We start from the raw sequence: 23,576 nt of genomic DNA on the forward strand, positions 1-23,576 counted from the left end.
CTCTTCATCAAACCGTACGTGAACTTTTCGCTCATACGGCTTACCTATAGCATTCCTCATTGCGCTTTCGAAAGTGTTTTCAAGCGAGCATACTTTTCTATATCCAATAGTTTATAACATATAACTAAGGTGTCATAGGGACGCTGGCGGAGCACCCGATGCGCTTTTCCTCCTTTTGCTCGCATCCATTTATAAAGCTTGTAATCCAGATATTTCTTGATGATCTTCACCATTTCCCAGATATGAGTGGTTTTAGTTATCGAAAAAGTAATTTAACCATCCGATCAGTGTTTGATTCAGTTTCCAAACAATCCATGCTATACTCCAATGGCGTCGCTTGTTGAACAATTCCCCTAGTTTAGCAAATAGCTTACTTCGGGATCGCATACTAGGACGAACATTGGTATAATTTTTCTTGTTCCAACTGAACTTGGATCGGATCACACGAAACTCAAAACCCAGAAAATATAAACTACTCTTATTCGTATGTAGTAGTTTGGTCTTCTCTTTGTTAAGGGATAATCCCAAAAAGTAACACCCTTGTAGGGTAACGGGATACTTATGTCCAAAAACAAAAGAAATATCAAAAAGAGGATACAATTGCGTTATAAAATCATCACAACCTCTATAACAAGTAGAAAGAAATGTTTATAAACCCGCAGGAACAAGGTATGTTGGACATCTTCAACATCATCTAGCTCTATAGAAACATATAGCAATCCCATACTAACCTGTATAGACCCAGTTTAGTCAACACGGCCTTCATGCTCGGTCGTACCACATGAATGCTTAGTTGTTAGCCACTGGCTTTATTATTCTGTTAATGACGCTAATTAGACTTTATTCTATTATTTAAATTTTCGATTATTTTTAGTGCAACATATTTGGATGATAAATAATTTTGTCCTGTAATTACATTGCCATCTACTTCAACGTGTACAGAATTCCTAGGTGAATACTTAAAAATACCTCCGTGTTCTTCAATAGTTTTTGTAATAAAAAAAGGAAATTGCTTCAAGTATTCAGCACCTTCTTTTTCAAATGCATCTGGATACCCATTTATAGTTTTGCCCGCAACTAGAAATTGTCCATCTTTTGTTTTTAGATGAACTATGCCAGCTGTTCCGTGACAAACAGATGATATAATTCCTTTTTTCTCTTCATAAATTGTCATTGCTATTTTCTGTATTGCTTTGTTTTCAGGTATTCCAAACATAGCGCTTCCTCCACCAATATAATGTACAGCTTTATATTGATTTGGGTTTATTTGGTTTGGATTTTTTGTGTTTTTTAGCGCATACATAAAGTCTGCATTATACAAGTATTTCTTTTGCAAAGAATCTGTAGTGTTGATGTATGCTAAAGGAATACTACCACCTTTTGGACTAACAAAATCGACTGTGTATCCTGCCTTTTTAAAAGTATCATATGCATTTACAATTTCCGAATAACTATTTCCTGTTGGTAATTTAGAATCTCCATAGTAGTGTGCATTTGAAACAATGAAAAGAATTCTATTGCTATTAGCATTGCTTTTTTGGCTATCGGCACTTTTGCTGATTATCTTCCATTCATTATTAATTTTTTTTAGCAAAAACATATCTATATATCTTGTATTCTTTGCAGGTACCACTATTTCTGCCTTTGCCATCGCAATATTATTAAAATATTCTATTGATAAAATATTTCCAGTTCTTCCATTAAATTTTCCAGAAGTTGCCTTTGTATACCAAGTCGTATATTCAGAAATAGGAACAGTCCATAGTTCGTCCTTATTTTTTGTTAGATATAAATTAGCTTGAGGGTAAAATGCTTTTTCAATGAGTTCAGGTTGATTGTAAGATGTGCCATTTACATAATTTAAAATTGTAATTTCAATTTTAGATCCTTCAGTTTGCGCAACAACTATATTGCTTAAGATTAGAAATCCGATTATTAAAAGAAAATGTTTCATAAATATTATTGTTTAATTGAATTAAGCAACAATAATACTCTGACTACCTTCTAAAATAATTGCAGAATTATATACTAAAACTCCTGTTGTATAAATTAGGAATTTAATATGCCAATTGTTATTGTATATATTTGGCTGGTGTTGTGTTTGTTACCTTTTTAAAGGCTGTATAAAACGTACTGTTAGAGTTGAAACCACATTTTTCAGCAATTATTTCTATTTTAAGATTTGTTTCGGTTTGTAAAAGAATTTTAGCTTCTTCAATTCTATATTCATTGATAAATTGAGAAAAACTTTTGTTTAAATTATTATTTAATAACTGCGATAATAACTGTGGTCGAATATTAATCTTTTTTGCTAATATTGGTAATGTTAGATTAGGGTTTTTAAACAATTCTTGTTCTTTTAAAGTGGATTCAAGTTTACTTAACAATCGGTTTATTTCATCTTCTTCTATCTGAAGGTTCGCATACTTTTCTTTCTTTTTTGATATGATAAACTCTTTTTTTCTTTTATAAAAAAGAAGTAATCCTGATAAATAAAACAGAAAAGAGAATAAAAATGCTCCTAAAATATAAGACGTGTAACTTGCTGTATAATATGCTATCCAAATAATGAATACGCCAAAAAATACACTTAAAGTCCAGACTTCATTATAGTTCAATTTCTTATTTTTAGTCAATATATTTCTAAAAGTAGTTTTTAATAAAAGTGCGGATGCTAGAATATATGTTAACCATTGATAGTTAATTACGCTATAAAAATAATTACCCCAAAGGTCTATGTTTTTTTGATATGGATATAAAAAACCTACACTCAAAGTAATTATAAGCAATACAGAGAGTTGGAAGTAAAATGACTTGTTTGATTTCTCGGATTGTGAGGTTTTAGACTTGACATAGAAATATAAAAAAGGACCAATAAAAAAACAAGCAGACAATCCAATTTGTAAATATATTTTTGAGAGTTGAGGATTAAAATAGAAAAATAAAGATTTCCATATTCGAATGCTCAAAACTACAAGTAGTCCACCTAAAAAAAAATTAGATTTATTTATAGGCTTCGAAAAAAGTAAAAAATAAATACTTAATACAACACTATTAAAAGCACCTAAAGCACTAAAGAAGAATATTAATTTGTTATCTAAATTCAATTTGTTTTCTTGATTTTTTTAGCTTGTGGCTAACGGCTTCGGCTATGGTTAGTACGGAAATTAAAAGTAATTAATTTCCGATTAAGCACTTAGCCAAATCTTTTTATTTTGTTTTATCTTTTTTTGTTCTAAAGCCAAATCAAAAGATTTGGCGGACTTGGTTAAAAGCTATAAACTTTGGGTTAAGCACCAAAATCCGTATTAATTATTGCCATTGTTGGCAAGTGGTTTTTAGTTTTCAAATTCAAACCATTTTTTAAGCATATAAACTTTGTCAATGGTTTTTCCATTTTTTATTATTTCTATTTTCAAAAATTCATTTTCGGTTGCGATATATTTCAATTCCAAATCTTTCATTCCATTTGTGTCATAAAATGCTCCATATTTACAATTGAAAGGATTATTCTCCACTTCATAGGTAAACACTGATAATAAAATCATCTTTTCCGAATAGATGTCTTTGTTTTTGTGTCCAAAAATTCTGTGGTCTTTTCTCATACTCGCTGTCATCCAAATCGAATTATCTTTTTCGATAAAAGCTTTTCCCATATATTTAGAGTCAATTTCTACAATAATTTTTACTGAACCATTGCAAGCATCTCCCTCTTCAGTGCCGCTAACCCACTCTTTTAAAGTCTCAATTCTTTTGTCGGTTAGTTCTTTCAAGTAAAAAGCTTTACAAATCGGATGAATTGAACCATATCTTTTATCTACGTAATTCGGGAATTTCATTACCATTTCAGCGTCTCGAAATTGAATCCAAAGTCTTTGTGATTTTTTAAGGTTTTCCACAAAAATTGTGTCTGATTTATATTCAGATAATATGGTTTTATATATATCATTCAATGTTTTGTCGGACTTATTAAATTCTGCGGATGCTTCTTTATTCATTTCCGCTTGAGTTTGCGAGAAACAACTTAAACTAAATGTCAGAATTATGAATGTAAGTAGGTTTTTCATTGTCTTTTCAACTTGTTGCGTAGAGTAGAGCCTGATAGTCCTACTCCCATTTGTATCTGTTAAAGATATAAATATTCTAGAACTATCAGTGCCCCCCTTCATCAAACCGTACGTGAACTTTTCGCTCATACGGCTTACCTATAGCATTCTTCATTGCGCTTTCGAAAGTGTTTTCAAGCGAGCATACTTTTCTATATCCAATAGTTTATAACATATAACTAAGGTGTCATAGGGACGCTGGCGGAGCACCCGATGCGCTTTTCCTCCTTTTGCTCGCATCCATTTATAAAGCTTGTAATCCAGATATTTCTTGATGATCTTCACCATTTCCCAGATATGAGTGGTTTTAGTTATCGAAAAAGTAATTTAACCATCCGATCAGTGTTTGATTCAGTTTCCAAACAATCCATGCTATACTCCAATGGCGTCGCTTGTTGAACAATTCCCCTAGTTTAGCAAATAGCTTACTTCGGGATCGCATACTAGGACGAACATTGGTATAATTTTTCTTGTTCCAACTGAACTTGGATCGGATCACACGAAACTCAAAACCCAGAAAATATAAACTACTCTTATTCGTATGTAGTAGTTTGGTCTTCTCTTTGTTAAGGGATAATCCCAAAAAGTAACACCCTTGTAGGGTAACGGGATACTTATGTCCAAAAACAAAAGAAATATCAAAAAGAGGATACAATTGCGTTATAAAATCATCACAACCTCTATAACAAGTAGAAAGAAATGTTTATAAACCCGCAGGAACAAGGTATGTTGGACATCTTCAACATCATCTAGCTCTATAGAAACATATAGCAATCCCCATACTAACTTGTATCGACCCGGTTTAGTCAACACGGCCTTCATGCTCGGTCGTACCGACCGCATGAATGCTTAGTTATTACAAGTTGTTTTTATCCAGCAAAAATCGGATTTATTAAAATCAACTTACCATTTTTAAATTCAATTTCAGCTCCACTTGTATTTTCAGCCTCAGAATAATAATCACTAGGATATTCAAAAGCGTCATCATTTTTCATCAAATCAGAATGTTTCATAGGGTCTGTTACCATTATTGTCACAGAATTACCTTTAATATATATTCCTTGCGAAGAAACCGAAAAACCATTATCAGTCAATATTTCAAACTTTGCCTGTCCTTTATGCCAATTTATATTGCTTATATCAATAGAATTAAGAACAGTTTCTATAGCATTTAATAAGGCTGAACCAAAAGACCTGTCAACAGTTTTAACAACTCCATTGAGAAATGCATTTATGAAAGAAACATCGTTCTCTATTATTGCGGTTTTTAATTTTTCTAACTCAGAAATTAATAATGTTCTATTTTTTTTAATTGTCTCTTCTTTCGCTTTGAAGAGGTCAACATTGTGTTGTTCTGTGAGGTTTAATTTTATTTCCTTTATTGGATTTTTATAATCTGGCTTATACCAATTACAATTAGAGAAATACTCTTCTAGCCTTTGATTTTTGAAAGAATAATTGTGTCTTGCAAAAATTTCATTTCTCAATAATTGAAGCTCAAATAATTCATTACTTATTATATCCGATTTAGAGTGTTTGACTGAAGAACACTCAGAACAATTTTCTAATTTTTGAGCGTTAGAAACAATGGATATGAATAATATAAATAGGATTGGTATTTTTTTTGTCATAATAACTTGTAATGTAATAATTATCTGTCGTAGCAGAGCAAAATGTTATCCTGCCATCGACTTTTTCTGCGCTGATTTTGTGATTTTCTAATCATAAAATCCTTGCGCCAAAGCAAATATACAAGAACCATCAAATCCATCACCAAAACCAGCTATGACATATAAGCCTAAAAACTCAAAAAAACTTTTGGCACAGAAAGAGGACAACTAAACATCGTAAGTGAAATCCAACTATAGGTTATCAGATTTTATAGCAAGTTGCCTTGTTTGCCAATCATAATGATGCTCTTGCCCCCGACGAATGAGGCACGAAAGAGAGGAAGGCATATTTCTTTAGAAAGATCCTTATAAATCGCATGGATCCAGATTTACTAAAAGGCTATCGTTGAAATATTGACAACGCTTTAATGGCGTTGCCAACAATCCAACCATATAAAATCATTATTATGAGATAATTAAAATAATAAAATATCGTATTTTTAGACTATGACTTAGAAAAAGGCTTTACATAGGATACAATGTTAGGTGCTGTTATTTTATTATTTCAGTTTAAATTCAGGGTTATAAATTATTCCGATAATATTTCCAAAAGGGTCTTTTACTGTCGCAGTCATTATTTCTCCACCTACATTATACGGTTTTTCATTTTCGATTGCTCCTAGTTCAATCAGTTTTTTGTAAGTTTCATTAATGTCATTCACTCCCCAATATGTAACAACATTTTCAGTTTTATTTTCAATTGGTTCCTTTTCAGGCTGAAGTCCGAGTTCAAATCCACCAATATTAAATCCGACATAAAAAGGTTGGTCAAAGTAGGGTTCAATACCAAATGCTTTAGAATACCATTTTTTTGCATTTGTTATGTCTCCGACTTTGTAGATTGTAGTTCTTAATCCAAGAAATTGTGTTTTTCCCATTTCCGTTTTTTTGTTTTCCGATTTAGAAGAGATTTGACAGTATCCAAATTGAGTAAATAATAACAGAATTCCGATTATAATTCTTGTTTTCATTGATTGGTTTTAATTGCACCTAACGGAATTGTGTATGATTAGTGGCGTGTTTAAGCACCTAATTTAGCAAATAAAAATCGAATAGAAAATTCGCGAGGATTTTCGTAAGCAAGCCTGAACTAGCCATTAATTATACACGGTGTTAGCTGTTCGTGCAGTTTAATGTTATATTTCACTTTTATTTAACTCGAATAGCCTTTTTTATTTGTAAATTTGTAGAAAATCCGCATAAAACTAAAAAAAATGATTGTTTATTTTAAAGTAGGTAATTATAAATCCATAAATAAGCCTTTAACATTGAACTTTAATTCAAGTTCAATTGGTGAACATTCTGAATCAAATATTGTTAATAATGGAAAGACTTCGTTATTAAAATCAATTTTGCTTTATGGTCATAATGCTAGTGGAAAATCAAAAATATTAGATGCATTAGATTATTTTAAATGGTTTATTAATAATTCTGCAACCGAAAAGAATAGTAATCAAGATATTGATGTAGAACCTTTTCGTTTATTGGAATCAACAATTAACAAACCAAGTTATTTTGAAATGTCTTTTTTTATTGGAAAAGCAAAATATAGATACGGTTTCGAGGCTGATAGACAGATGGTACACAAAGAGTGGCTTTTAGAAGTAAAGGTAACTAAAGAGTATCCATTATTTTTAAGAATTGGACAAGAAATTGATATTGACTTTAAAAGATTTGAAAACTCAAATGATTTAGATAAAAGGACTAGAAAAAATGCTTTGTTTCTATCTGTTGCCTCTCAATGGAATGTTAAAAAAGCTCAAGAAATTGATGGCTGGATTGAAAGTATTTTTAATATTCATGGTATAAATGATAAAGATTATCGTCAATTAACAATCGATTTATTAAACGATAAAAAATACACTAAGATTGTCAATAAGTTTATGCAAAAAGCAGATTTAGGAATAGATAGTGTTGACGTTGTTGATATACCTATTAAATTTGAAGATATTAAAGAAAATATTCCTGAAGAGTTAAGAGACAGATTTAAAGAAGAGTTGAAGAGACGAAGTCCAACCACTGTAATAACTGGACATAATAAATATAATGATAATGATGAGTTTGTTGAGACGGAGTCATTTATAATGGATAAAGCAGAATCTGAAGGAACAAAAAAATATTTTAACTTGATAGGATTACTAATTACAGCTTTATTAGAAGATAGGTTGGTGATAATTGACGAATTTGATGCTAGGTTACACTCCCTTCTATCTAAGGCTATAATAAAATTATTTAATTCTGGAAAAATAAAGACAAAAGCTCAATTACTTGTTGCAAGTCATGATACAGCTTTAATAGATGGAGATTTGTTAAGGAGAGATCAGGTTTATTTTATTGAAAAAAATGTTAGAGGAGAGACTAAGGCTACTTCTTTAGTTGAATTTAAACCAAGGAAAGAAACTCCTTTTGATAAAAAGTATTTGGAAGGTAAATATGGTGGAATTCCTTTTATTGATGATTTAGAAAGTTTACTAATAAATGGCTAAGAAAAAACACCAAAAAGAATCATTTAGTGACTTCTTAAAACAGTTAAAGGAGGATTCTATTAATGAAGCGAAACCTGTAGACAAAATTAAAGAAAGAGAATATTTCTTAATTGTTTGTGAAGGAGAGAGGACTGAACCTGAATATTTTAATTATTTCAAGGATTTACTTCCTAGACAATTATTGGAAACAATTGAAATAACTGGAGAGGGAGATAATACTATTAATATTGTTAAGAAAGCTATCAAATTAAAAGAAGAAAGAGAAGCGAATATATTATTACCTAATTTTGATGAAGTTTGGGCTGTATACGATAAAGATGATTTTCCTACTGACCGATTTCATGAAGCAATTAGATTAGCTTCTCAAAACAATGTGAATAGTGGTCATTCAAATCAGTCTTTTGAACTATGGTATGTATTACACTTTCAGTTTTTACAAAATGCGTTACATAGAAGTGATTATATTAAAATTCTTTCGAAGAATCTTGGTTTTAAATATCAGAAAAATGATATTAGTGTAGTTAAGTATTTGTTTGATAATTGCAATGTTGCACAAGCTATTAAATGGGCAGAGCAATTAGAAGAACTTCATGTTGATAATTCTGAAGCGATGTCATGTCCTTCAACGAAAGTTTATAAATTAGTTCAGAAGTTACTAGAGTATACTGAGCATGACAGCTAACACTGTTATATAATCACCTTTGGTAACTATATTTCTTTTATGTGAGTAGCTAAAATAGCAAATCTTTTATGTTTTTAAACTTTTTGATGGCAACATGGGTATAAATTTCTGTTGTTTTGGTTGAGTTATGTCCTAACAAAACCTGAATATGTCGCAAATCGATGCCCTCCTCTAAGAGGTGTGTCGCAAAACTATGTCGTAACATATGTGGATGAACTGACTGAGTAATCTTTGCTCTTTTGGCAGCTTGTACCACTACTTTTAGTACACTCTCAGCACTATACTTTTTACCCGGTATCAAAGCTTCAAATAAAAACTCTGCCGGTTTGTATTGCTTATAATACATCCTGAGATCCTCGAGAACCACACGATTAAGTACGGTATAACGATCCCTATTTCCTTTGGCTTGTCGTACCTTGATTAACATCGTACTACTATCTATATCCTTTATTTTCAAATTTAGAAGCTCTCCCCTACGTAAACCGGCCGAATATAGAAGGCTTATTATACATTTATGCTTCAAATTCTTGGTAAGCGCAATCATAGTAACAATATCCTCTTTAGCCAGGATACTAGGTAACTTTTGTTCTTTTCTGGGGCGTTCGATACTATAAAAACGGTTCGGCATACCCATTACAACCTCATAGTAGAATTTAATACTATTAATAGCCTGATTAACATAACTAGTAGACCTGTGCTGTTGAATAAGTGTTTGTAGATAGGTACGTATCTCTTGTTCTGATAGTTCTTGTATAGGATACCTTTTATAATGATTTATAAACTTCTCAAAATGATGAATATATGTTTTACAGGTATTAAATGCATAGCGTTTTAATTCAAGTTTAACAAGATATGCCTCTGGAACATAGGCATAAGAATTCGATTGGGTCCGTTGCCGATACCAATCTATATTCATTGGTGGATTATCCCGTATCACTTTTTCCTTAAAAAAAGTAGTCCCGTTTATCCATGCCACCCCTCTGAACTTATCAAAAATCTGATCCAGATTTTCTTTGGTATACTCAATGTACATCATTCCGTAGGTGGTACTCCACTTCGGACTGGATAGTGTTTGTATTACTGCATCCAAGACGGTATCTGTATTGCATTGTAAACCTATCTGCTTCTGATTATCAATCCATAAATTCTTTAGTGTAATACTTTTATAGGGAGCCTGCATCGTGTAAAAGTCAAAAAAAAGAAAACTTCCAAGAAAACTAAGCGTATATTTATACGTCTATTAAACGTATAATTAAATGACTATGAGTGTAGCTTGCTTACATTGCAGTACCGAACTTAAGGGAAGGTCTGATAAAAAATTTTGTTCTTCCTATTGTCGATCTGCCTATCACTATGAAATAAATAAGCAAAAAGAAAGTAGTACCTTTCAAAAAATTGACCGTCAGCTTAAGATAAATAGAAAGATCCTAAAAGCTTATAATAAAGCCGGACTCGCCACAATAAGAAAAGAAAAACTGTTAGAAGCCGGATTCAATTCCGGCTATTTTACGCATTACTGGAAAAACCAAAAGAATCAAGTATATTTATTTTGCTATGAATACGGATTTCTTGACCTACAACATAAATATGTCCTAATTACCTGGCAACCGTATATGGAGCGCAAAAGTATATCATAGCTGTTATTTTCTTAGCAGTATACATTTATAACGGAATCATAACCTCATCCCCACGCTTACGAATATAACTAGTGATGATTTTTGAAGTGTGATAGGTATGGGTTTGCAGACGAACTATCTCCTCAAAATCCTCGCTTTGCGCTACCTGAGTGGTCTCGTCTATAAAACCATATCCTCGATAAATACCATCCTTAACCAACACAAAACTCTGTTCGTCACCGGTTCTCCCCTTTTCTTTGATGATATAGCTCATTTTTTTACTCAAACTACTCTCCATAGCTTTTTGCACGCGTACGTTATAGGCTTCAACGGCTTCTTCCTGGCTGCAGACTCCTTTGCAGGACTTAATCTTATAGTGAGAACACCGTGCTGTACTCTGTTGCAAATTACAATATCTGGGACATAAATCGAAAGCAATACAAAGTTGCTCCAAAGCGGCCACAGCATCGGCTCGAGAATAATAAAACTCAATTGACGTATCAGCACTGTAGGATTGATCGATGGCGAGTTGCAGAATGCCTCTGCGATTGGTGTAACTGATGATATGAAAGGGAACGATCGGTTTTTTCTGAGCCGAATTAAATTCCGGATAATGTTTTCGTATCATTTCGGCCTCTAGCAACAAGGCAATTAGTTCATTACCGGTAACTTCATAATCAATCGTGTGGGTTTTTTGACCTAATAAATACTCTTTATTTTTCTTATCATAAAAATGACTGATAACGCGTTGCTTGATATTCTTCGCCTTACCGGCATAAATAATCTTCTCTTTCTGATCCTTAAAAAGATAAATCCCCGGAGATGCAGGTAACGCTTCAATCTGCTCCGCTTTTAAATGTGGTGGTAACGTAGCTTGCTTGGATCGGATATTCAAAAAACTATTAATGATACTAAGATCTGGATCTTCCTCTAAAATTTTTTGAAACAGGACGACGGTAGCATCCGTATCCCCCTCTGCCCGATGCCTGTTCTTTAAATGTATGTTAAGCGAAGTACATAAGTTACCCAAACTATAGGAATACAATCCGGGAAATATTTTACGTGAAAGCCGCACCGTACACAACTTCTTTCGTACAAAATTATGACCGATTGCCTTAAACTCATTCCGTACAACATTATAATCAAAGGAGACATTATGCGCGACAAAAATTGCTCCCTCGGTAATCTCCAAAATACGCGCTGCAATCTCGTCAAAGGCCGGAGCGTCATGTACCAAATCATTATCGATCCCCGTTAATCCCGTAATATAATTGGGAATGTGCTGATCAGGGTTCACCAGTGTGGTATATTTATCAAGTATAACCTTCCCTTCAAGAAGTACAATGCAAATTTCGGTAATACGATTCCCGTTAATTCCTTTTCCCGTGGTCTCTACATCAATGACAGCGTAGCGTTGCTCCATAATCTTACTTTTTCAAGCTTGTGCAAAATTAAACTTAAAATTTGGAATTATTCCTATTTTTAGGATTTTTTCCTTTTCGAAAAGGTAATTTGGTGGTGGTAAGATACGACTGAAGGAATCAGATAACTATTGCAGTTAGTGGTTCACGACTCCTTTTGGCTAGTCAACCGCTTGGTTAAGGCTGCCAAATCCTCTTCTACATATTCCGGTGCTGTGGATATATCATATATATTTTTGCCGGGACGTGCGATAAAACCGGTTTGTAAACCAGCCATTTGTGCTCCATAAATATCCCAACCATGTGCTGCAATTAAAAGTGCCTCCTCAGGGGTACATGAATAAAGATCCAGTACATATTGATATGTATTTGGATAAGGTTTGAATTTTTTGAGCTGCTCAACGCTAATAATTTTATCAAAAAAAGCGGTCAATTCCGCATACTCAAGCTGTGCTTCAACTGTTTTTTGTCCGCCGTTGGTCAAAGCTATCAGGATGAACCCGCTATCTTTGAGTATTTGTAAGGATGCTTTAACTTCGGGGTGTGGTGATAAATTAGTAATGTTCGAAAGGATAGTATCAATGCTGGCATCATCAAGAAGATTATGTAGGTTTTTTGAAACCATCCTCAACGTATTTTTCCCCACCGCTCCAAAATCTTTATAGATCCCTGTTGCGTTCTCAACTAATGAATAATGTAGTAAGGTAGAAAACCACAGGTCAAAAGCGGTATCACTACCCAGCGCTTTATTTACCTGAGTTTTGAGCTTTGAAAGATCCAGTAAGGTTTCGTTAACATCAAAAATTAATATTTTAGGAAGCTTTTTCATATAATTTTAATTAATTCTTGTGCTGCATCCTTCAGTAGTAGTAGTATTTATACGAGCAAGACTAGTTATACTAGAAATGCTTAGGTATCTCTTACTCCTTCCAGCAGTATTGAGTCAACGGAATCATCACTTTTAGTATGTAGAACGGATACATCTCCTGTGGATTCGAGTACTACTGCCTTTACTTCGGACATCTGGATTACGTTAGCCTCTCGCAATTTGGCTATGAGATCGCTTTTTGAAACATTTGATTTCGCTAAATTGTCGTATAAAATTTCGCCATTTTTAGCTAAAAATAAGGGAGTATTAGTCGCTATCTTTTGTGTGGTTTTGGATTTTCGAATTAAAAATGAGAATACCACTTGAAAACTCACCATTGCTGCCAAAGCGATAAGACCTTTGACTAATGATTGGTTAGTATTCATAATCACCGATGCGATTATAGAACCAATCGCAATAGTAGAAGCAAAATCAAAACTTGTCATTTTGGCAAAAGTTCGCAACCCGGCAATCCGCGTGATACCAATAATTCCTAGATATATCCCCAGTACACTACCCAACAAGGTAAGAACGTTCAACTCTGAATTCAAAATCCACTCCATTTACTTTTATTAATTTTTAAACTTTTACTGATGTGCTTTCTTTAATAAATCATTAATTGTCTTTACCGGATTAAAGAGCGATGGTTTCATCTCGACAAATAGTGTATTCCAATGCTGCATACTCCCATTCCATAATCCCGGTCGTTCTAAGATAGTAATTGGCATGCCGTTATATGTTTTTTGACTGATCATCCCTTCTCCGTCTTTACAAAATTCGTTCAGATTAAAGGTATTCCCTTCATAATCCTTTATGCCACAGCAAATTTCCACTGGATTAAAATGAGTGGCAGCGTCAATTTGTAATTGTTGTTTAGAATCCGTTAAATCGATCTCGGCTTTTTCCACAATCTGCATAGAAATATTTCCTTTGCCATCTTCTACCCAAAATGGTCCTCCGCCTGGCTGTCCGGTATTTTTTACCACGGCACAGATACGAAGCGGGCGGTTCAAAATCCCAAATAAAATTTTACATCGCTCTGCTTTTGAGCGTTTTTCAAAATTTATGGCAAGTTTTAAATGCAAGGTGGTTTTAAGAAAGTTTATTGCCTCATCAAGCTGTGCAGTTGACAGTGCTGCCTCCTTAAGTTTTGGCAGAATCTCAAAAATATAATGCTGCGTAGCAATTAGATTACCAATCATAAGTTTCCTGAAATCGGCAACCTGTTTCTGAATTTTATGTTTGGCTATATTATCGATGTTGGAAATAAAAATAATATCCTGAGATAACGTATTCAAATTAGAAAGCAAAACGCCATGACCCGCAGGTCTAAACAATACTTTGCCCTGACCGTCTCTTACCAGCGTATGCTCCTTGGTCAAACTCACGGTATCCGTTTGCTCAGACTGATGCGAAAAACTAATGGACAGGTTGTTCTGTGTAAGCTTTTTAAGATTTGAATGTGCTGTACTCAATGCCGTGTTAAAATGCGTCTGTGCCGATTTTAATGTGGTAAAATGCATTTCAGCTTGTTGGAAGCTGTCACTAAAGTCTACAAACTGTCGAAGCTGCTCATCAAAGGCTGTCAGCACTTCTCCTCTTCTACCTTTATGAAACGGGAGTAGTCCTTTGGGTAAAGCTAAAAATTTGAAGTTTGGATCGTATAATAATGTTTTTGCAATCATCAATTTGCGCTCATCCTTATCTAAGGTATGCAACTCGAGATGCTTCAAAGTGGCCTTTAATTTTTTGTAAAAAGGAAATTTTTTAATTTTTCTGAAAAATACAGAGAGTTCAAATTGCTTCGTTCTATTTATATAGCTGCTAAAACTCTCTTCGCCCGGTTTGAAGTCATTTAAAAAGGTGGTGAGATCCTGAAGCATTCTGGAACCTGCTCCCGATGCCGGTATAAAATGACAATAGGTCAACGTATCCGCGTGTTCTTTAAAAACACTTAGTAACCGTTTTCTTTCCTTAGCGTTCCATTTTATAATCCCATCCTTCAAAGTTACCGGTTTCACAACTTTAGTGTACTCTCTGGGACGTTTTAGGGTTACAAGTTGGTTTTCTACAATCTCCGGAGTTATTTTTCGTAATCTAAACTGGATGTAATCTCGTTTATCAAACGTATACTTCCTTTTGTTGGTAAAGGCAGCTGTTTTCATTATTTATTCTAATTTACATTTGAGTTTGACCCTTTAAGGTATGCTCTTGTATTAAATGTATAGATGGTTTTTTACGAATAGTAATTGGTTTCTTCTGATCACATTTCCAATCTATCAATTCTAGCTGAGTAAATTTTTCTAAGGTGCTATCCATTGGCCACTCTCCCCATTTTTCATAAAACAAATCCGAGTTCTTGATTACGTAATCAAAATTGTTTAACGGTAAGGCATAGAATGCATATTGCTGATGATACACAATCGCATCGTTAAGATAAAAAGGACAATTTAATTCTCTTGCTTTAAACGCAAAATCCAAGTCCTCTGCCCCATAGCCGGAAAATCTGGTATCAAAGCCGTTTAAAATAGTATACTGTGTCTTACTGATTGTAAAACATAGACTCCAGAACAATTGATAATTAAACTCTTGTTTTATATCGTATACCTCGGGACGTTGAGGATGATAAACACTGGATTCCCCTAAAGTCTCTATATCAAAATCTGATTCTATTTTTTGAGTTATATATTTTGGCGTTCCCATAATTAAACCTTCATACAGCAAAGCATGGCGAATCATTGTACCAATAAAATTAGCTTCGGGAATACATTTAATATTTATAAATATTAAATTCTCAAAACTGGCAGCTTCAACCCCTAAATTGCGTGCTTCAGAAATTGGAAGACCTTCGGTTTGCTTAGGATTAAAAGGAACATAGCGAATAGTAAATGAATATGACTGTTCTATCGTTACATCGCACTTCATACATACAATGACCACCTCATCAGGATGTTCATTTCCCTGTTCAATAGCATCCAATAGGTGCATCAAATCTTTTCTTTGATTTTGATATATAGTTATTACACTAAATTTATTCATAAACTACAAGGTTTTAATAGAAGCGTACCAGAAGTGGTCTTAATTAGGTTTTCAGTAAAAGGCAAATGTTTTAGAACATTCACTTTACCACTCTGCGCCTATATTCTGATTTTTTGAGTTCATGATAAGCAAACGTAAATGCGTAGCATCCCCTGATATTTTTTTCTCTCGTTGAATAAGTGTTGAGAAAAATGATGGAATTTGCATAAGGGTCATAAAGAATCTCTTTATGGTATTTATAATAGTAAGCCCTTGTGTTTGAAGTATGTTTTTCATTGTCTAAAGTATTAAGTTGTGTGAAATTGTAAGAAATGCAAACAAGTTGATATCCTTACACCCTAAATGTAAGTCTTGTCCTAGTTATTTCATACCCGTGCCCCCCAACTTTGGGAGTATCTTAATACACTTTAACGATTAACTTAAATCTCTTAACATGTACGGGGATTTTGAACGATTCTTACAGTCTCACCTTTGTTTCAGTACTCTTCTTATTTTAACGCTTTTTTTGTAAGAAACACAGCCAAATCACAAAGCCTTAACATGTGCTTGTTAAACAGTTATAAGATGCTATGCAGACTTTTATTTACTTTATATTTTAGAGTAACTTTAAAAAATCAGATATGGATACTTCAGAGAAAAAACTAGCACAAGAAAAACAAAGTAAAAAAGAACAAGCTATTAATCTTGATGAAACTCAAGGTAAAAAGATTAATCATCAGGAAAAACAACGCAAAGAACAACATCAACCCCGAGACAATGCGTAAGCACTAAAAAGCCTGAGTTATTAGTACTCAGGCTTTTTTTTAGCTTCATTTAAGATTCTTTTAATCTTCGTCGACTCTTCTTCTATCATTGCCACGTTGTTCCCCATACTGATTCGCATGATTATCCTTTTGTGGTCCTTTCTCTTTTTTGGGATTCCTGCTTTTTAATTTTCCGGAATCTTCGTTTTGTTTATCCTTTTCCATGATATATAAAATTTAGTTTATAAGTGTGTCATCGATAAAATCATCAATGCCAAATTGTTCTTTGCTTGTATCCATACTCAAGTTTTTGGATAAGTCAAATAGATGGGCTTCAGTTTCAAAAAAATGCATCATATACCCTGCGGTATTGATAAAAATCACAACATCCCCGATGTCAGGTATTTGTTTGAGTGCTATTTTTCGCTTTAAAATCACATCTCGTTCAAGACAATAGGCTCCTACAAAGTATCCTTCGATCCCGATCTCTTCTTTACTTTGCATATGTACTACCATCGGATCCAGTAAAAAATCTGCACTTGAACTCATGAGTTGACTCATGTTCATTTCTAATCCAATTAATAACGAACCCTCACTATCTCTTTTTCTAAATGCAACTTTTGCCATGGTAATACCTACCTGGTCCAGCAGGGAGCGTCCCGGTTCCATACGCAGTTGGATGGATTGCTCTTTGAGCCGGGAAGCTGCTGTCTTTTGGTCCGCATTGGTAAAATCTAAAATTTCTTCTAAGAATTGAGGTCCGTGAATGGTATTGTAATACGGGTAGGTTGCTAAATTGCCATGCAATACGCCATCAATCATTTCATAACCCAATCCTTGATTCTGAAAAGTAATTGGTGGTCTGTTACCTTGTACGGCATCTTTTAACTGTGTTTTAAAAGCATTCCATTCCTCCTCATCCTCCAGATAGTTCATTAAAAATCCTCCACCAATATCAATAAATAGGGTTTCAAATTTTTCTGATCTTAACTCCTCAGCTATTTGTAGAGTTTGGTGTAAAGCCTCTCCTCTTTGAGATGTTGAATACCCATTGAGATGAAAATGCAACCCTCGATACTCTAAATTATCAAACTCCTTATCCCAACCTACATTTTTGATAATAAAATCTGTCACCGCATCAACATCAAATCCAAAGCGACTATATAGTTTTTCTCCTGCATGATAAAAACCACTTACCCTAAAGCCTACAATCGCTCTTTTGTTTAGTTGTGCAGCAATCTGAGAAACAGCACGGCATTCATCTTCATTATCCAGAATTAATACTACATCATTAAGAATAGCTAATTTAATCAAGTCCTCATTCTTGATGGCAGCGGTAGAGACCAGTTTATCACTGGCTACTCCAACCTCTAAACTTTGTTTTAATTCATTAAAACTTGCCGTATCCACTCCAATACCCGTCGCTTTTGCTTTTGCAACTAGAGCCTTGCTTTTATTAGCCTTTCGAGCATAAAATATAAGATGCTCTAATTCATGACGATCCAATACTTCTTGATACGCTATGATATTCTTTTCAAATTTATCTAATGCGTGAACATTGATCGGAGATCCGTAGGTTTCAAAAAGTTGTTGTTGTAAAACTTTATCGTTTGCTACCTGTTTCATCCACGGTGCGATACGCGGAGTTAGACTTGGGAGCACTGCTATATTATCTTCTATTGCGTTCATTTTATTAAACTGAAATTAAGGTGGTTACTTCTATAATTTTATTGGCCCATTGTGAGGCAAAATCATTCCGTGTACGGGATAAGGTGTCATTATCAAAGGTAATTCCCTCGGTAGGTGTCCCATATAAAGTAATCCCTTTTTCGACCTCACCATCACTTCGGATTAGATGACCTTCATTGGTAATTGCCAGGCATCCGGGTGTATACTGGTAATCGTTGGATGCATTTATAAATGGAGTGGCTAATTTTTTTTCACAAAGCTTTGCAAAAAGCTGCGTTTTTTCTGTCTCGATATTAGTTTTAGGAATTCTTGCGTCAATTAAATGATCACAATAGCTATAGGTTTTATCTGTACTGTGTTTTAATTGTATGTTTTCTTTTTCTTTAAACACTTTGACAATCGGTGACTTCGCATAACTGAAATTCACAATGCCACTATCGGCAAGGGCAACTAATTTTTTCATATTGATTACAGGTGCTCCATAAGCGATACGATTAAAGTGACCAGAAAAATTGGCATCAAAATCTTCCTGAGATTCAGCCGTCAATCCTCCAAAGCTATACAGATTATTAAATAGCGGACTAATTTTGCGCCACATGGAAACCGCTAGTTGTATAGGCGCTTGAGCGCCATAGTTCTTAATAGCAGTCAGATTATCTTTGATATAAGCTATCACCCGGTCATGATTGTATGACTCTTGAGGAATTGGATCCAATAAACTTTGTAAACTAAATTTCTCTTCTTCGGGAAATTGTATATGAAATTGTTGAATAGTCTGTTCTATATACGAATAGTCCTCGTTAAAAATTAAGGATTCACCTTTTGACTCAAACAACCTCTGATAATAGGCAAATTGAACATCCTTTTGTATAGCTGGTAATAGTTCGGTTCTAAAATTAACCCTAGTTTTCTGTTGTAATTGTTTGTAGGCTCTTTGATAAGCTTGTTGAAAATATAATGGCTCCGGAGTCTCAAAATCATCGTTTGCAATAGCTGCTCTCGGAATCATGGGTAACCCCGAAATAGAAAAAGGATATACAATTGCGGGTTCTTCACCACTTTTGCAATAGCGATATGCATTTGTAATCGTAACAAATCTACCGCCTCTACCTTCTGTCAACGCCAGGATCGTATCTATAAACGTAAGTCCCAATCCCTTTATAGCTACAGTGGTGTTATTTTCGATGTGAGCAAGTGTGTTTTGTACCGGATATACAAAGTCAATGAACATTTCTTTTTTAGCTTCGGGGTATAGGGTATTGTCGTTATTTTTATTTCTTTGATGACCGGTAGTGATTAGCAATTCGTCAAACGCTTGCGGAATAGCGATTTCTTGCTGATGATTGTTTACACCTGATATATGATAACCATCTTCCCGCTTGTCTATACTGTCGATTTCAAATACATGTTGAATAATAATAATATTCTTTGGTTTGTGCTCCAACAGCGCACTAAATCCTTGCTCAAGATATTGACCGACTAACTTTCTTGGTGCATTGATGGCATCAATGTTCTTTTTTGGTTCTTCAAAAGTTGAACTATACCATTCGCTAAACGTAAGCGTATCTTCAACAATAGGTCGTGGTTCTGTTCGTGGCCACATATCGATATACCTGTTAGCATAATTCATTAGCAAATACGAGGGCTGATCTGTACGATATACTGAACCGCTTCCAAAATGATCATTTTTATTAAACAAATGAAGAATAATTCTTCGTTCGGAACCATAATTTTTATAGGCCGCCAACAATCGTTCCAGTCCGTACAATCCTTTTGGACCAAAACCAACAATGCCAATAACTAAGGGCTCATCGTTAAAAAGTTCTTTGCCTGACATAATTAAATTGTAATAGATTGATGAGGAAGGTTCATTTCAGGAAAATGAGTTTTTACCCAATGTTCGTTGTAAATAGTATCGAGATATCGCTCTCCTCGATCACATAAAATCAGGGCACAAGCACTATTTTTCTCAATGTTCATTTTATATTTATCTACTGCACTGATGATGGCCCCCGAGGAACCCCCGCAAAGAATCGCCTCTTCTTTCAGTAAACGCCAACACCCCTCAATACATTCTTCATCAGAAACATGTACTACGTCATGCACCGAGTCTAATTCCAAAAAATTAGAAGGAACTCCGGCACCATGACCTGGAATCAAACGTTCTTTTTTATCCTTGGCGAACAGAACACTACCGATAGCATCGACAGCGATAATTTTTGTAGATAGTCCATTACGCGCAATATATTCTGCGCACCCCATCAAGGTTCCGCAGGTACTGGTAGCCACAAAAACATACGCTACTTCGCCCTGCAACGCTTCTGCAATTTCTGACATGGTTGTATGATGTGTGGTGGGATTTAAAGTGTTTTCATATTGATTAGTCCAATAACTATTTGGATTTTCTTTTAAAAGCTCCGCTACTCTATTGAGCCGACTCTTTAAAAAACCTCCGTTTTTTTCTGGTTTTGAGACTGTTTCTATTGTCGCTCCATACGTTTCTAAAATCTTTGCGGTATGCTTATTTAATTTAGGATCTACTACAACAATCAACTGCAGTCCATAAAACAGACACGCTTGTGCCAATCCAATAGCCATATTACCTGAGCTTGACTCGATAATAATATCCCCTTTTTTTATTTTACCCTCGCGCAGTGCAGTACTTAAAATGGTGTGTGCTGTTCGGTCTTTTATACTGCCGCCAGGATTAAAACTTTCCATTTTAGCAAACATTTCAAAAGAATATGCCTGAGAGATTCGTTGAAGTGCAACCAACGGAGTGTCTCCTATAGTTTCCAAAATGTTAGCTGGGTTCGCCGAAGGTGGTATCAATGTTTGTATCGGCAAAAAAGGGTTTATCGAATGTATCATATAATTAGAATCGTGGTGGTCAAAAATTTAAGTTTTGTATTTTTTGTATTAACTATCAGGTACGTTTTAAACTCCATTGCTTTAAATGTACCTGAGCTGTGGTTAAGGCTTTATGTAACGAGTCGTTACTTTTGAATTGGAGTTGGTTTACTATTCTGGCTTCTGCACTGAGTACAAATTCATTCTGCTCAAAGCACCAAGGAGTGACAGTATAAAATGTATCATCTATACGTTTGATAAAATATTGTTTATTATCAATTGTTTTGTTTATTTCTATCGATCTCGATAATGCAGGTACTTCATTTTGACATAATATCAACGAACAACGATCACAAAACAGCAAAAAGTTGTAATAGGTAGTTGCATCCTCTTTGGTAATATGATAGCGTTTTCTAAGAACGTCTCTTAGTTTCTTCTGCTGATCTAACAACTTGATAAGCTTATCACTTTCTGAGGCCTTACTTTGATATAAAAAATTTACATGCATAGAGACTAGTAACATGATCCAACCGGATTTAAAGGACGCCAAGTCCAACACGCGGACAGCTCTCTCATATAATTCATTATGCGAAGGTTGATCCGAAGCAAAATCAAGGGGAGCACCAACCTCATCTAAATACACTTTCTCCTCAAAATCAAGCTGATTGTCATCATGTTCAATGATAGCTGTCAACGTTTCAACCCAATGTGGTGGTCTATACTTGTGAGCAAGTTGTTGTGCGATTTTACCCGCCAGTAATCCATGAGTATATTGATAGATAACCTCCCAACCTGTATTGATTTTGTTAACAATCATTCTATAACCTGCTTGTTATGCCGATCTGCTTAAGTAATTTTCACAGGCAGTAACGCACTCTTGACAAGAAGCAGCACACTTTTGACAATGGTCATGCTTATGTTGACTACAAACATCAGCGCAAGCTTTACAAGCCTCTATACATAATTTTAATAGTTCATCCATGTTACCATAAGACTGAACTAACAAATCTGCAGTCGTAGCACAAAGAATTGCACAGTGATGATCTAACCTGATACAAGTTGACATGTCAGCAATATCCTCCTCATCCAAACAAGCATCTGCGCAGAATAAACATGCCTTTCTACAGGAATAAAGTGTGGTAATCAAAGCGTCAATATTCATATCCTATCATTTTATAGTTAAGAATATAAAAGTGACTAATCATAATTAGTCACTTTTATAAAATCTTGATTTTATGCAAAATCCTCCAGAGATTTAATTCGGTTTAATGTAGTACGTACATTCGTAATTTGCTCCTGTATCAGCGTTCTAAAACGAGAAGGCAGTTCTGAGTATTTCTCCAAAGATTCTTCATACTCCTCCAAGCTTGCTTTATCACCTCGTATACACTCCTCTAATATCTCCTCATCATTATTAGAAGAAAATGCAGATTTAAGATCCATCCAAGCTCTGTGCAAGCTACCTGTGGCACTACCACTATCTTTTATTTTATCGTGATCAGCATATTTGTGTAATTCTGCTTTTAATTCCTCAGCAAATTTTAATCTGTTTGCCGCATTATCTCTAAAATACATAGCAAGGTTAGAAGATGTGACTTTTTCTGCCGCCTTTAGATATCCCTTGTTAGCATCATAATTTTTTTCAATTAAATCATTGATTAGCTCTGTGATGTTTTCTGTAGTTGTCATACGTTTAAGTTTTAATATTAAGAATAATCTGTGTGTTCTTCATTTGGATAGTTTGGTCATCCTATCATGATAAATTTAGGTATTAAACTTACTCCTGATTTTAAATTGACATTGTTTAACACGGGGTGTAAATGTTACGTTAAGGATATGAACGCTTAGCCCTTAACTCTAAAATATTTTAAGATTTATAGTATAAGAACGAAACTAAAAAGAGAATGTACTACCATGTAATACATTCTCTTTTGATCCTGATTTTTGCTCTTATCGAAAAAGTAAATCAGCAGTAAAAAGTGTAATTTTTATTTTCTCATAAATCCAAAAATTAATGAAATAACAAAAAGAACTAAAAAGATAAAAAATAGAATCTTAGCAATTCCTGCTGCGGCTCCGGCGATTCCACCAAAACCTAATACTGCGGCGATTAAAGCTATTACTACAAAAATGATTGTCCAACGTAACATGTTTATTTTGTTTTATGATTAGACCATAAAATTAACGCTTCACTACTAAAGCGCTATTGGTTTTAACGTAATTAGATGATAATTTTAGTTTTTTTAGTTAAAAAAAGAATTAAAATTCGATTTTGTTAGCTTTTAATTGTGATATTGAGATTTTTATCGCAAAACCGTAAGCTTCTAAACCAAGAAACAGAAGTAGCAATAATTCATTTTCTGGCTTTATAGAACACACCAACAAAATGGATGTAAATCGAATCAT

General features: G+C 34.2%; 28 protein-coding genes. 4 read left to right on the plus strand and 24 right to left on the minus strand.

Annotated elements, in window-relative coordinates; translation table 11 throughout:
* Window positions 1-56: 56 nt before the first annotated feature.
* The 9 genes from ACJRPK_RS11770 to ACJRPK_RS11810 form a co-directional block, all read right to left on the minus strand.
* The gene (locus tag ACJRPK_RS11770; protein ID WP_407140136.1) at window positions 57-233 is read right to left on the minus strand and encodes a hypothetical protein; all 177 of its coding nucleotides are present in this window, start codon (window positions 231-233) and stop codon (window positions 57-59) included.
* Window positions 234-252: 19 nt separating this feature from the next.
* Window positions 253-387, minus strand: a complete 135-nt coding sequence (locus ACJRPK_RS11775) for a group II intron maturase-specific domain-containing protein (protein WP_407140256.1) — start codon at window positions 385-387, stop codon at window positions 253-255.
* A gap of 442 nt (window positions 388-829) precedes the next feature.
* The gene (locus ACJRPK_RS11780; protein WP_407140138.1) at window positions 830-1,954 is read right to left on the minus strand and encodes a nuclear transport factor 2 family protein; all 1,125 of its coding nucleotides are present in this window, start codon (window positions 1,952-1,954) and stop codon (window positions 830-832) included.
* A 118-nt stretch (window positions 1,955-2,072) separates the two neighbouring features.
* Window positions 2,073-2,618 carry a helix-turn-helix domain-containing protein gene (locus ACJRPK_RS11785; RefSeq protein WP_407140140.1) on the minus strand — a complete coding sequence of 182 codons (546 nt, stop codon included), beginning with the start codon at window positions 2,616-2,618 and terminating at the stop codon, window positions 2,073-2,075.
* Window positions 2,619-3,338: 720 nt separating this feature from the next.
* Window positions 3,339-4,196, minus strand: a complete 858-nt coding sequence (locus ACJRPK_RS11790) for a lysozyme inhibitor LprI family protein (protein WP_407140141.1) — start codon at window positions 4,194-4,196, stop codon at window positions 3,339-3,341.
* Window positions 4,197-4,217: 21 nt separating this feature from the next.
* The gene (locus ACJRPK_RS11795; RefSeq protein ID WP_407140136.1) at window positions 4,218-4,394 is read right to left on the minus strand and encodes a hypothetical protein; all 177 of its coding nucleotides are present in this window, start codon (window positions 4,392-4,394) and stop codon (window positions 4,218-4,220) included.
* Between the two features lie 19 nt (window positions 4,395-4,413).
* The gene (locus tag ACJRPK_RS11800) at window positions 4,414-4,548 is read right to left on the minus strand and encodes a group II intron maturase-specific domain-containing protein (protein ID WP_407140256.1); all 135 of its coding nucleotides are present in this window, start codon (window positions 4,546-4,548) and stop codon (window positions 4,414-4,416) included.
* Window positions 4,549-4,975: 427 nt separating this feature from the next.
* Window positions 4,976-5,737 carry a YARHG domain-containing protein gene (locus ACJRPK_RS11805; protein WP_407140142.1) on the minus strand — a complete coding sequence of 254 codons (762 nt, stop codon included), beginning with the start codon at window positions 5,735-5,737 and terminating at the stop codon, window positions 4,976-4,978.
* A 539-nt stretch (window positions 5,738-6,276) separates the two neighbouring features.
* Complete coding sequence (locus ACJRPK_RS11810; RefSeq protein WP_407140144.1) at window positions 6,277-6,747, minus strand: VOC family protein; 471 nt, start codon at window positions 6,745-6,747, stop codon at window positions 6,277-6,279.
* Between the two features lie 243 nt (window positions 6,748-6,990).
* Here ACJRPK_RS11810 and ACJRPK_RS11815 point away from each other — a divergent pair, with 243 nt between their 5' ends.
* Both ACJRPK_RS11815 and ACJRPK_RS11820 read left to right on the plus strand, forming a co-directional pair.
* On the plus strand, window positions 6,991-8,262 hold the full coding sequence (locus tag ACJRPK_RS11815) for an AAA family ATPase (RefSeq protein WP_407140146.1): 1,272 nt from the start codon (window positions 6,991-6,993) through the stop codon (window positions 8,260-8,262).
* Window positions 8,255-8,944 carry an RloB family protein gene (locus ACJRPK_RS11820; RefSeq protein ID WP_407140148.1) on the plus strand — a complete coding sequence of 230 codons (690 nt, stop codon included), beginning with the start codon at window positions 8,255-8,257 and terminating at the stop codon, window positions 8,942-8,944. The genes ACJRPK_RS11815 and ACJRPK_RS11820 overlap by 8 nt, the downstream gene beginning before the upstream one ends.
* 49 nt (window positions 8,945-8,993) lie before the next feature.
* Here ACJRPK_RS11820 and ACJRPK_RS11825 read toward each other — a convergent pair whose 3' ends face one another.
* Entirely contained in the window at window positions 8,994-10,124 is a 1,131-nt protein-coding gene (locus tag ACJRPK_RS11825) for a tyrosine-type recombinase/integrase (protein ID WP_407140150.1), read from the minus strand.
* Between the two features lie 76 nt (window positions 10,125-10,200).
* Here ACJRPK_RS11825 and ACJRPK_RS11830 point away from each other — a divergent pair, with 76 nt between their 5' ends.
* Entirely contained in the window at window positions 10,201-10,581 is a 381-nt protein-coding gene (locus ACJRPK_RS11830) for a hypothetical protein (RefSeq protein WP_407140152.1), read from the plus strand.
* Between the two features lie 25 nt (window positions 10,582-10,606).
* On the opposite strand, the gene ACJRPK_RS11835 is transcribed toward ACJRPK_RS11830, so the two are convergent.
* The 6 genes from ACJRPK_RS11835 to ACJRPK_RS11860 all read right to left on the minus strand — a co-directional run bounded on the left by ACJRPK_RS11835 (window position 10,607) and on the right by ACJRPK_RS11860 (window position 16,164).
* Complete coding sequence (locus tag ACJRPK_RS11835) at window positions 10,607-11,983, minus strand: exonuclease domain-containing protein (RefSeq protein WP_407140154.1); 1,377 nt, start codon at window positions 11,981-11,983, stop codon at window positions 10,607-10,609.
* A gap of 143 nt (window positions 11,984-12,126) precedes the next feature.
* The gene (locus tag ACJRPK_RS11840; RefSeq protein ID WP_407140156.1) at window positions 12,127-12,810 is read right to left on the minus strand and encodes a haloacid dehalogenase type II; all 684 of its coding nucleotides are present in this window, start codon (window positions 12,808-12,810) and stop codon (window positions 12,127-12,129) included.
* An 80-nt stretch (window positions 12,811-12,890) separates the two neighbouring features.
* Complete coding sequence (locus ACJRPK_RS11845) at window positions 12,891-13,412, minus strand: DUF421 domain-containing protein (protein WP_407140158.1); 522 nt, start codon at window positions 13,410-13,412, stop codon at window positions 12,891-12,893.
* 24 nt (window positions 13,413-13,436) lie between these two features.
* Entirely contained in the window at window positions 13,437-15,014 is a 1,578-nt protein-coding gene (locus tag ACJRPK_RS11850) for a DUF4301 family protein (protein ID WP_407140159.1), read from the minus strand.
* A gap of 13 nt (window positions 15,015-15,027) precedes the next feature.
* The gene (locus ACJRPK_RS11855) at window positions 15,028-15,888 is read right to left on the minus strand and encodes a glycosyltransferase family 2 protein (RefSeq protein ID WP_407140161.1); all 861 of its coding nucleotides are present in this window, start codon (window positions 15,886-15,888) and stop codon (window positions 15,028-15,030) included.
* An 84-nt stretch (window positions 15,889-15,972) separates the two neighbouring features.
* On the minus strand, window positions 15,973-16,164 hold the full coding sequence (locus tag ACJRPK_RS11860) for a hypothetical protein (RefSeq protein WP_407140163.1): 192 nt from the start codon (window positions 16,162-16,164) through the stop codon (window positions 15,973-15,975).
* Window positions 16,165-16,508: 344 nt separating this feature from the next.
* On the opposite strand from ACJRPK_RS11860, the gene ACJRPK_RS11865 reads away from it, so the two are divergent.
* Window positions 16,509-16,652, plus strand: coding sequence for a hypothetical protein (locus ACJRPK_RS11865; RefSeq protein ID WP_170251913.1), 144 nt, complete (start codon window positions 16,509-16,511; stop codon window positions 16,650-16,652).
* A 60-nt stretch (window positions 16,653-16,712) separates the two neighbouring features.
* On the opposite strand, the gene ACJRPK_RS11870 is transcribed toward ACJRPK_RS11865, so the two are convergent.
* The 8 genes from ACJRPK_RS11870 to ACJRPK_RS11905 form a co-directional block, all read right to left on the minus strand.
* A complete protein-coding gene (locus tag ACJRPK_RS11870; protein ID WP_407140165.1) occupies window positions 16,713-16,856 on the minus strand; it encodes a hypothetical protein in 144 nt (47 codons plus the stop codon).
* Window positions 16,857-16,868: 12 nt separating this feature from the next.
* A complete protein-coding gene (locus ACJRPK_RS11875; protein ID WP_407140167.1) occupies window positions 16,869-18,320 on the minus strand; it encodes a Y4yA family PLP-dependent enzyme in 1,452 nt (483 codons plus the stop codon).
* Window positions 18,321-18,324: 4 nt separating this feature from the next.
* Window positions 18,325-20,157, minus strand: coding sequence for an FAD/NAD(P)-binding protein (locus tag ACJRPK_RS11880; RefSeq protein ID WP_407140169.1), 1,833 nt, complete (start codon window positions 20,155-20,157; stop codon window positions 18,325-18,327).
* A 2-nt stretch (window positions 20,158-20,159) separates the two neighbouring features.
* The gene (gene sbnA / locus ACJRPK_RS11885) at window positions 20,160-21,191 is read right to left on the minus strand and encodes a 2,3-diaminopropionate biosynthesis protein SbnA (RefSeq protein WP_407140170.1); all 1,032 of its coding nucleotides are present in this window, start codon (window positions 21,189-21,191) and stop codon (window positions 20,160-20,162) included.
* Window positions 21,192-21,246: 55 nt separating this feature from the next.
* Window positions 21,247-21,987, minus strand: a complete 741-nt coding sequence (locus tag ACJRPK_RS11890; RefSeq protein WP_407140172.1) for a DUF3891 family protein — start codon at window positions 21,985-21,987, stop codon at window positions 21,247-21,249.
* A 15-nt stretch (window positions 21,988-22,002) separates the two neighbouring features.
* Window positions 22,003-22,332, minus strand: a complete 330-nt coding sequence (locus tag ACJRPK_RS11895; RefSeq protein ID WP_407140173.1) for a four-helix bundle copper-binding protein — start codon at window positions 22,330-22,332, stop codon at window positions 22,003-22,005.
* 71 nt (window positions 22,333-22,403) lie between these two features.
* Window positions 22,404-22,859 carry a ferritin-like domain-containing protein gene (locus ACJRPK_RS11900; RefSeq protein WP_407140175.1) on the minus strand — a complete coding sequence of 152 codons (456 nt, stop codon included), beginning with the start codon at window positions 22,857-22,859 and terminating at the stop codon, window positions 22,404-22,406.
* 299 nt (window positions 22,860-23,158) lie between these two features.
* Window positions 23,159-23,320, minus strand: coding sequence for a DUF1328 domain-containing protein (locus ACJRPK_RS11905; protein ID WP_407140177.1), 162 nt, complete (start codon window positions 23,318-23,320; stop codon window positions 23,159-23,161).
* Window positions 23,321-23,576 lie beyond the last annotated feature (256 nt).

It is taken from the genome of Aquimarina sp. 2-A2 (genome assembly GCF_045505135.1).
In the GTDB taxonomy this organism is placed as follows: domain Bacteria; phylum Bacteroidota; class Bacteroidia; order Flavobacteriales; family Flavobacteriaceae; genus Aquimarina; species Aquimarina intermedia.

Coding starts and splice junctions, on each gene's coding strand:
- ACJRPK_RS11770 (WP_407140136.1), bottom strand. CDS start 233: ATGGTGAAGATCATCAAGAAATATCTGGATTACAAGCTTTATAAATGG.
- ACJRPK_RS11775 (WP_407140256.1), bottom strand. CDS start 387: ATGCGATCCCGAAGTAAGCTATTTGCTAAACTAGGGGAATTGTTCAAC.
- ACJRPK_RS11780 (WP_407140138.1), bottom strand. CDS start 1,954: ATGAAACATTTTCTTTTAATAATCGGATTTCTAATCTTAAGCAATATA.
- ACJRPK_RS11790 (WP_407140141.1), bottom strand. CDS start 4,196: ATGAGCGAAAAGTTCACGTACGGTTTGATGAAGGGGGGCACTGATAGT.
- ACJRPK_RS11795 (WP_407140136.1), bottom strand. CDS start 4,394: ATGGTGAAGATCATCAAGAAATATCTGGATTACAAGCTTTATAAATGG.
- ACJRPK_RS11800 (WP_407140256.1), bottom strand. CDS start 4,548: ATGCGATCCCGAAGTAAGCTATTTGCTAAACTAGGGGAATTGTTCAAC.
- ACJRPK_RS11805 (WP_407140142.1), bottom strand. CDS start 5,737: ATGACAAAAAAAATACCAATCCTATTTATATTATTCATATCCATTGTT.
- ACJRPK_RS11810 (WP_407140144.1), bottom strand. CDS start 6,747: ATGAAAACAAGAATTATAATCGGAATTCTGTTATTATTTACTCAATTT.
- ACJRPK_RS11815 (WP_407140146.1), top strand. CDS start 6,991: ATGATTGTTTATTTTAAAGTAGGTAATTATAAATCCATAAATAAGCCT.
- ACJRPK_RS11820 (WP_407140148.1), top strand. CDS start 8,255: ATGGCTAAGAAAAAACACCAAAAAGAATCATTTAGTGACTTCTTAAAA.
- ACJRPK_RS11825 (WP_407140150.1), bottom strand. CDS start 10,124: ATGCAGGCTCCCTATAAAAGTATTACACTAAAGAATTTATGGATTGAT.
- ACJRPK_RS11830 (WP_407140152.1), top strand. CDS start 10,201: ATGACTATGAGTGTAGCTTGCTTACATTGCAGTACCGAACTTAAGGGA.
- ACJRPK_RS11835 (WP_407140154.1), bottom strand. CDS start 11,983: ATGGAGCAACGCTACGCTGTCATTGATGTAGAGACCACGGGAAAAGGA.
- ACJRPK_RS11840 (WP_407140156.1), bottom strand. CDS start 12,810: ATGAAAAAGCTTCCTAAAATATTAATTTTTGATGTTAACGAAACCTTA.
- ACJRPK_RS11845 (WP_407140158.1), bottom strand. CDS start 13,412: ATGGAGTGGATTTTGAATTCAGAGTTGAACGTTCTTACCTTGTTGGGT.
- ACJRPK_RS11850 (WP_407140159.1), bottom strand. CDS start 15,014: ATGAAAACAGCTGCCTTTACCAACAAAAGGAAGTATACGTTTGATAAA.
- ACJRPK_RS11855 (WP_407140161.1), bottom strand. CDS start 15,888: ATGAATAAATTTAGTGTAATAACTATATATCAAAATCAAAGAAAAGAT.
- ACJRPK_RS11860 (WP_407140163.1), bottom strand. CDS start 16,164: ATGAAAAACATACTTCAAACACAAGGGCTTACTATTATAAATACCATA.
- ACJRPK_RS11865 (WP_170251913.1), top strand. CDS start 16,509: ATGGATACTTCAGAGAAAAAACTAGCACAAGAAAAACAAAGTAAAAAA.
- ACJRPK_RS11870 (WP_407140165.1), bottom strand. CDS start 16,856: ATGGAAAAGGATAAACAAAACGAAGATTCCGGAAAATTAAAAAGCAGG.
- ACJRPK_RS11875 (WP_407140167.1), bottom strand. CDS start 18,320: ATGAACGCAATAGAAGATAATATAGCAGTGCTCCCAAGTCTAACTCCG.
- ACJRPK_RS11880 (WP_407140169.1), bottom strand. CDS start 20,157: ATGTCAGGCAAAGAACTTTTTAACGATGAGCCCTTAGTTATTGGCATT.
- sbnA (WP_407140170.1), bottom strand. CDS start 21,191: ATGATACATTCGATAAACCCTTTTTTGCCGATACAAACATTGATACCA.
- ACJRPK_RS11890 (WP_407140172.1), bottom strand. CDS start 21,987: ATGATTGTTAACAAAATCAATACAGGTTGGGAGGTTATCTATCAATAT.
- ACJRPK_RS11895 (WP_407140173.1), bottom strand. CDS start 22,332: ATGAATATTGACGCTTTGATTACCACACTTTATTCCTGTAGAAAGGCA.
- ACJRPK_RS11900 (WP_407140175.1), bottom strand. CDS start 22,859: ATGACAACTACAGAAAACATCACAGAGCTAATCAATGATTTAATTGAA.
- ACJRPK_RS11905 (WP_407140177.1), bottom strand. CDS start 23,320: ATGTTACGTTGGACAATCATTTTTGTAGTAATAGCTTTAATCGCCGCA.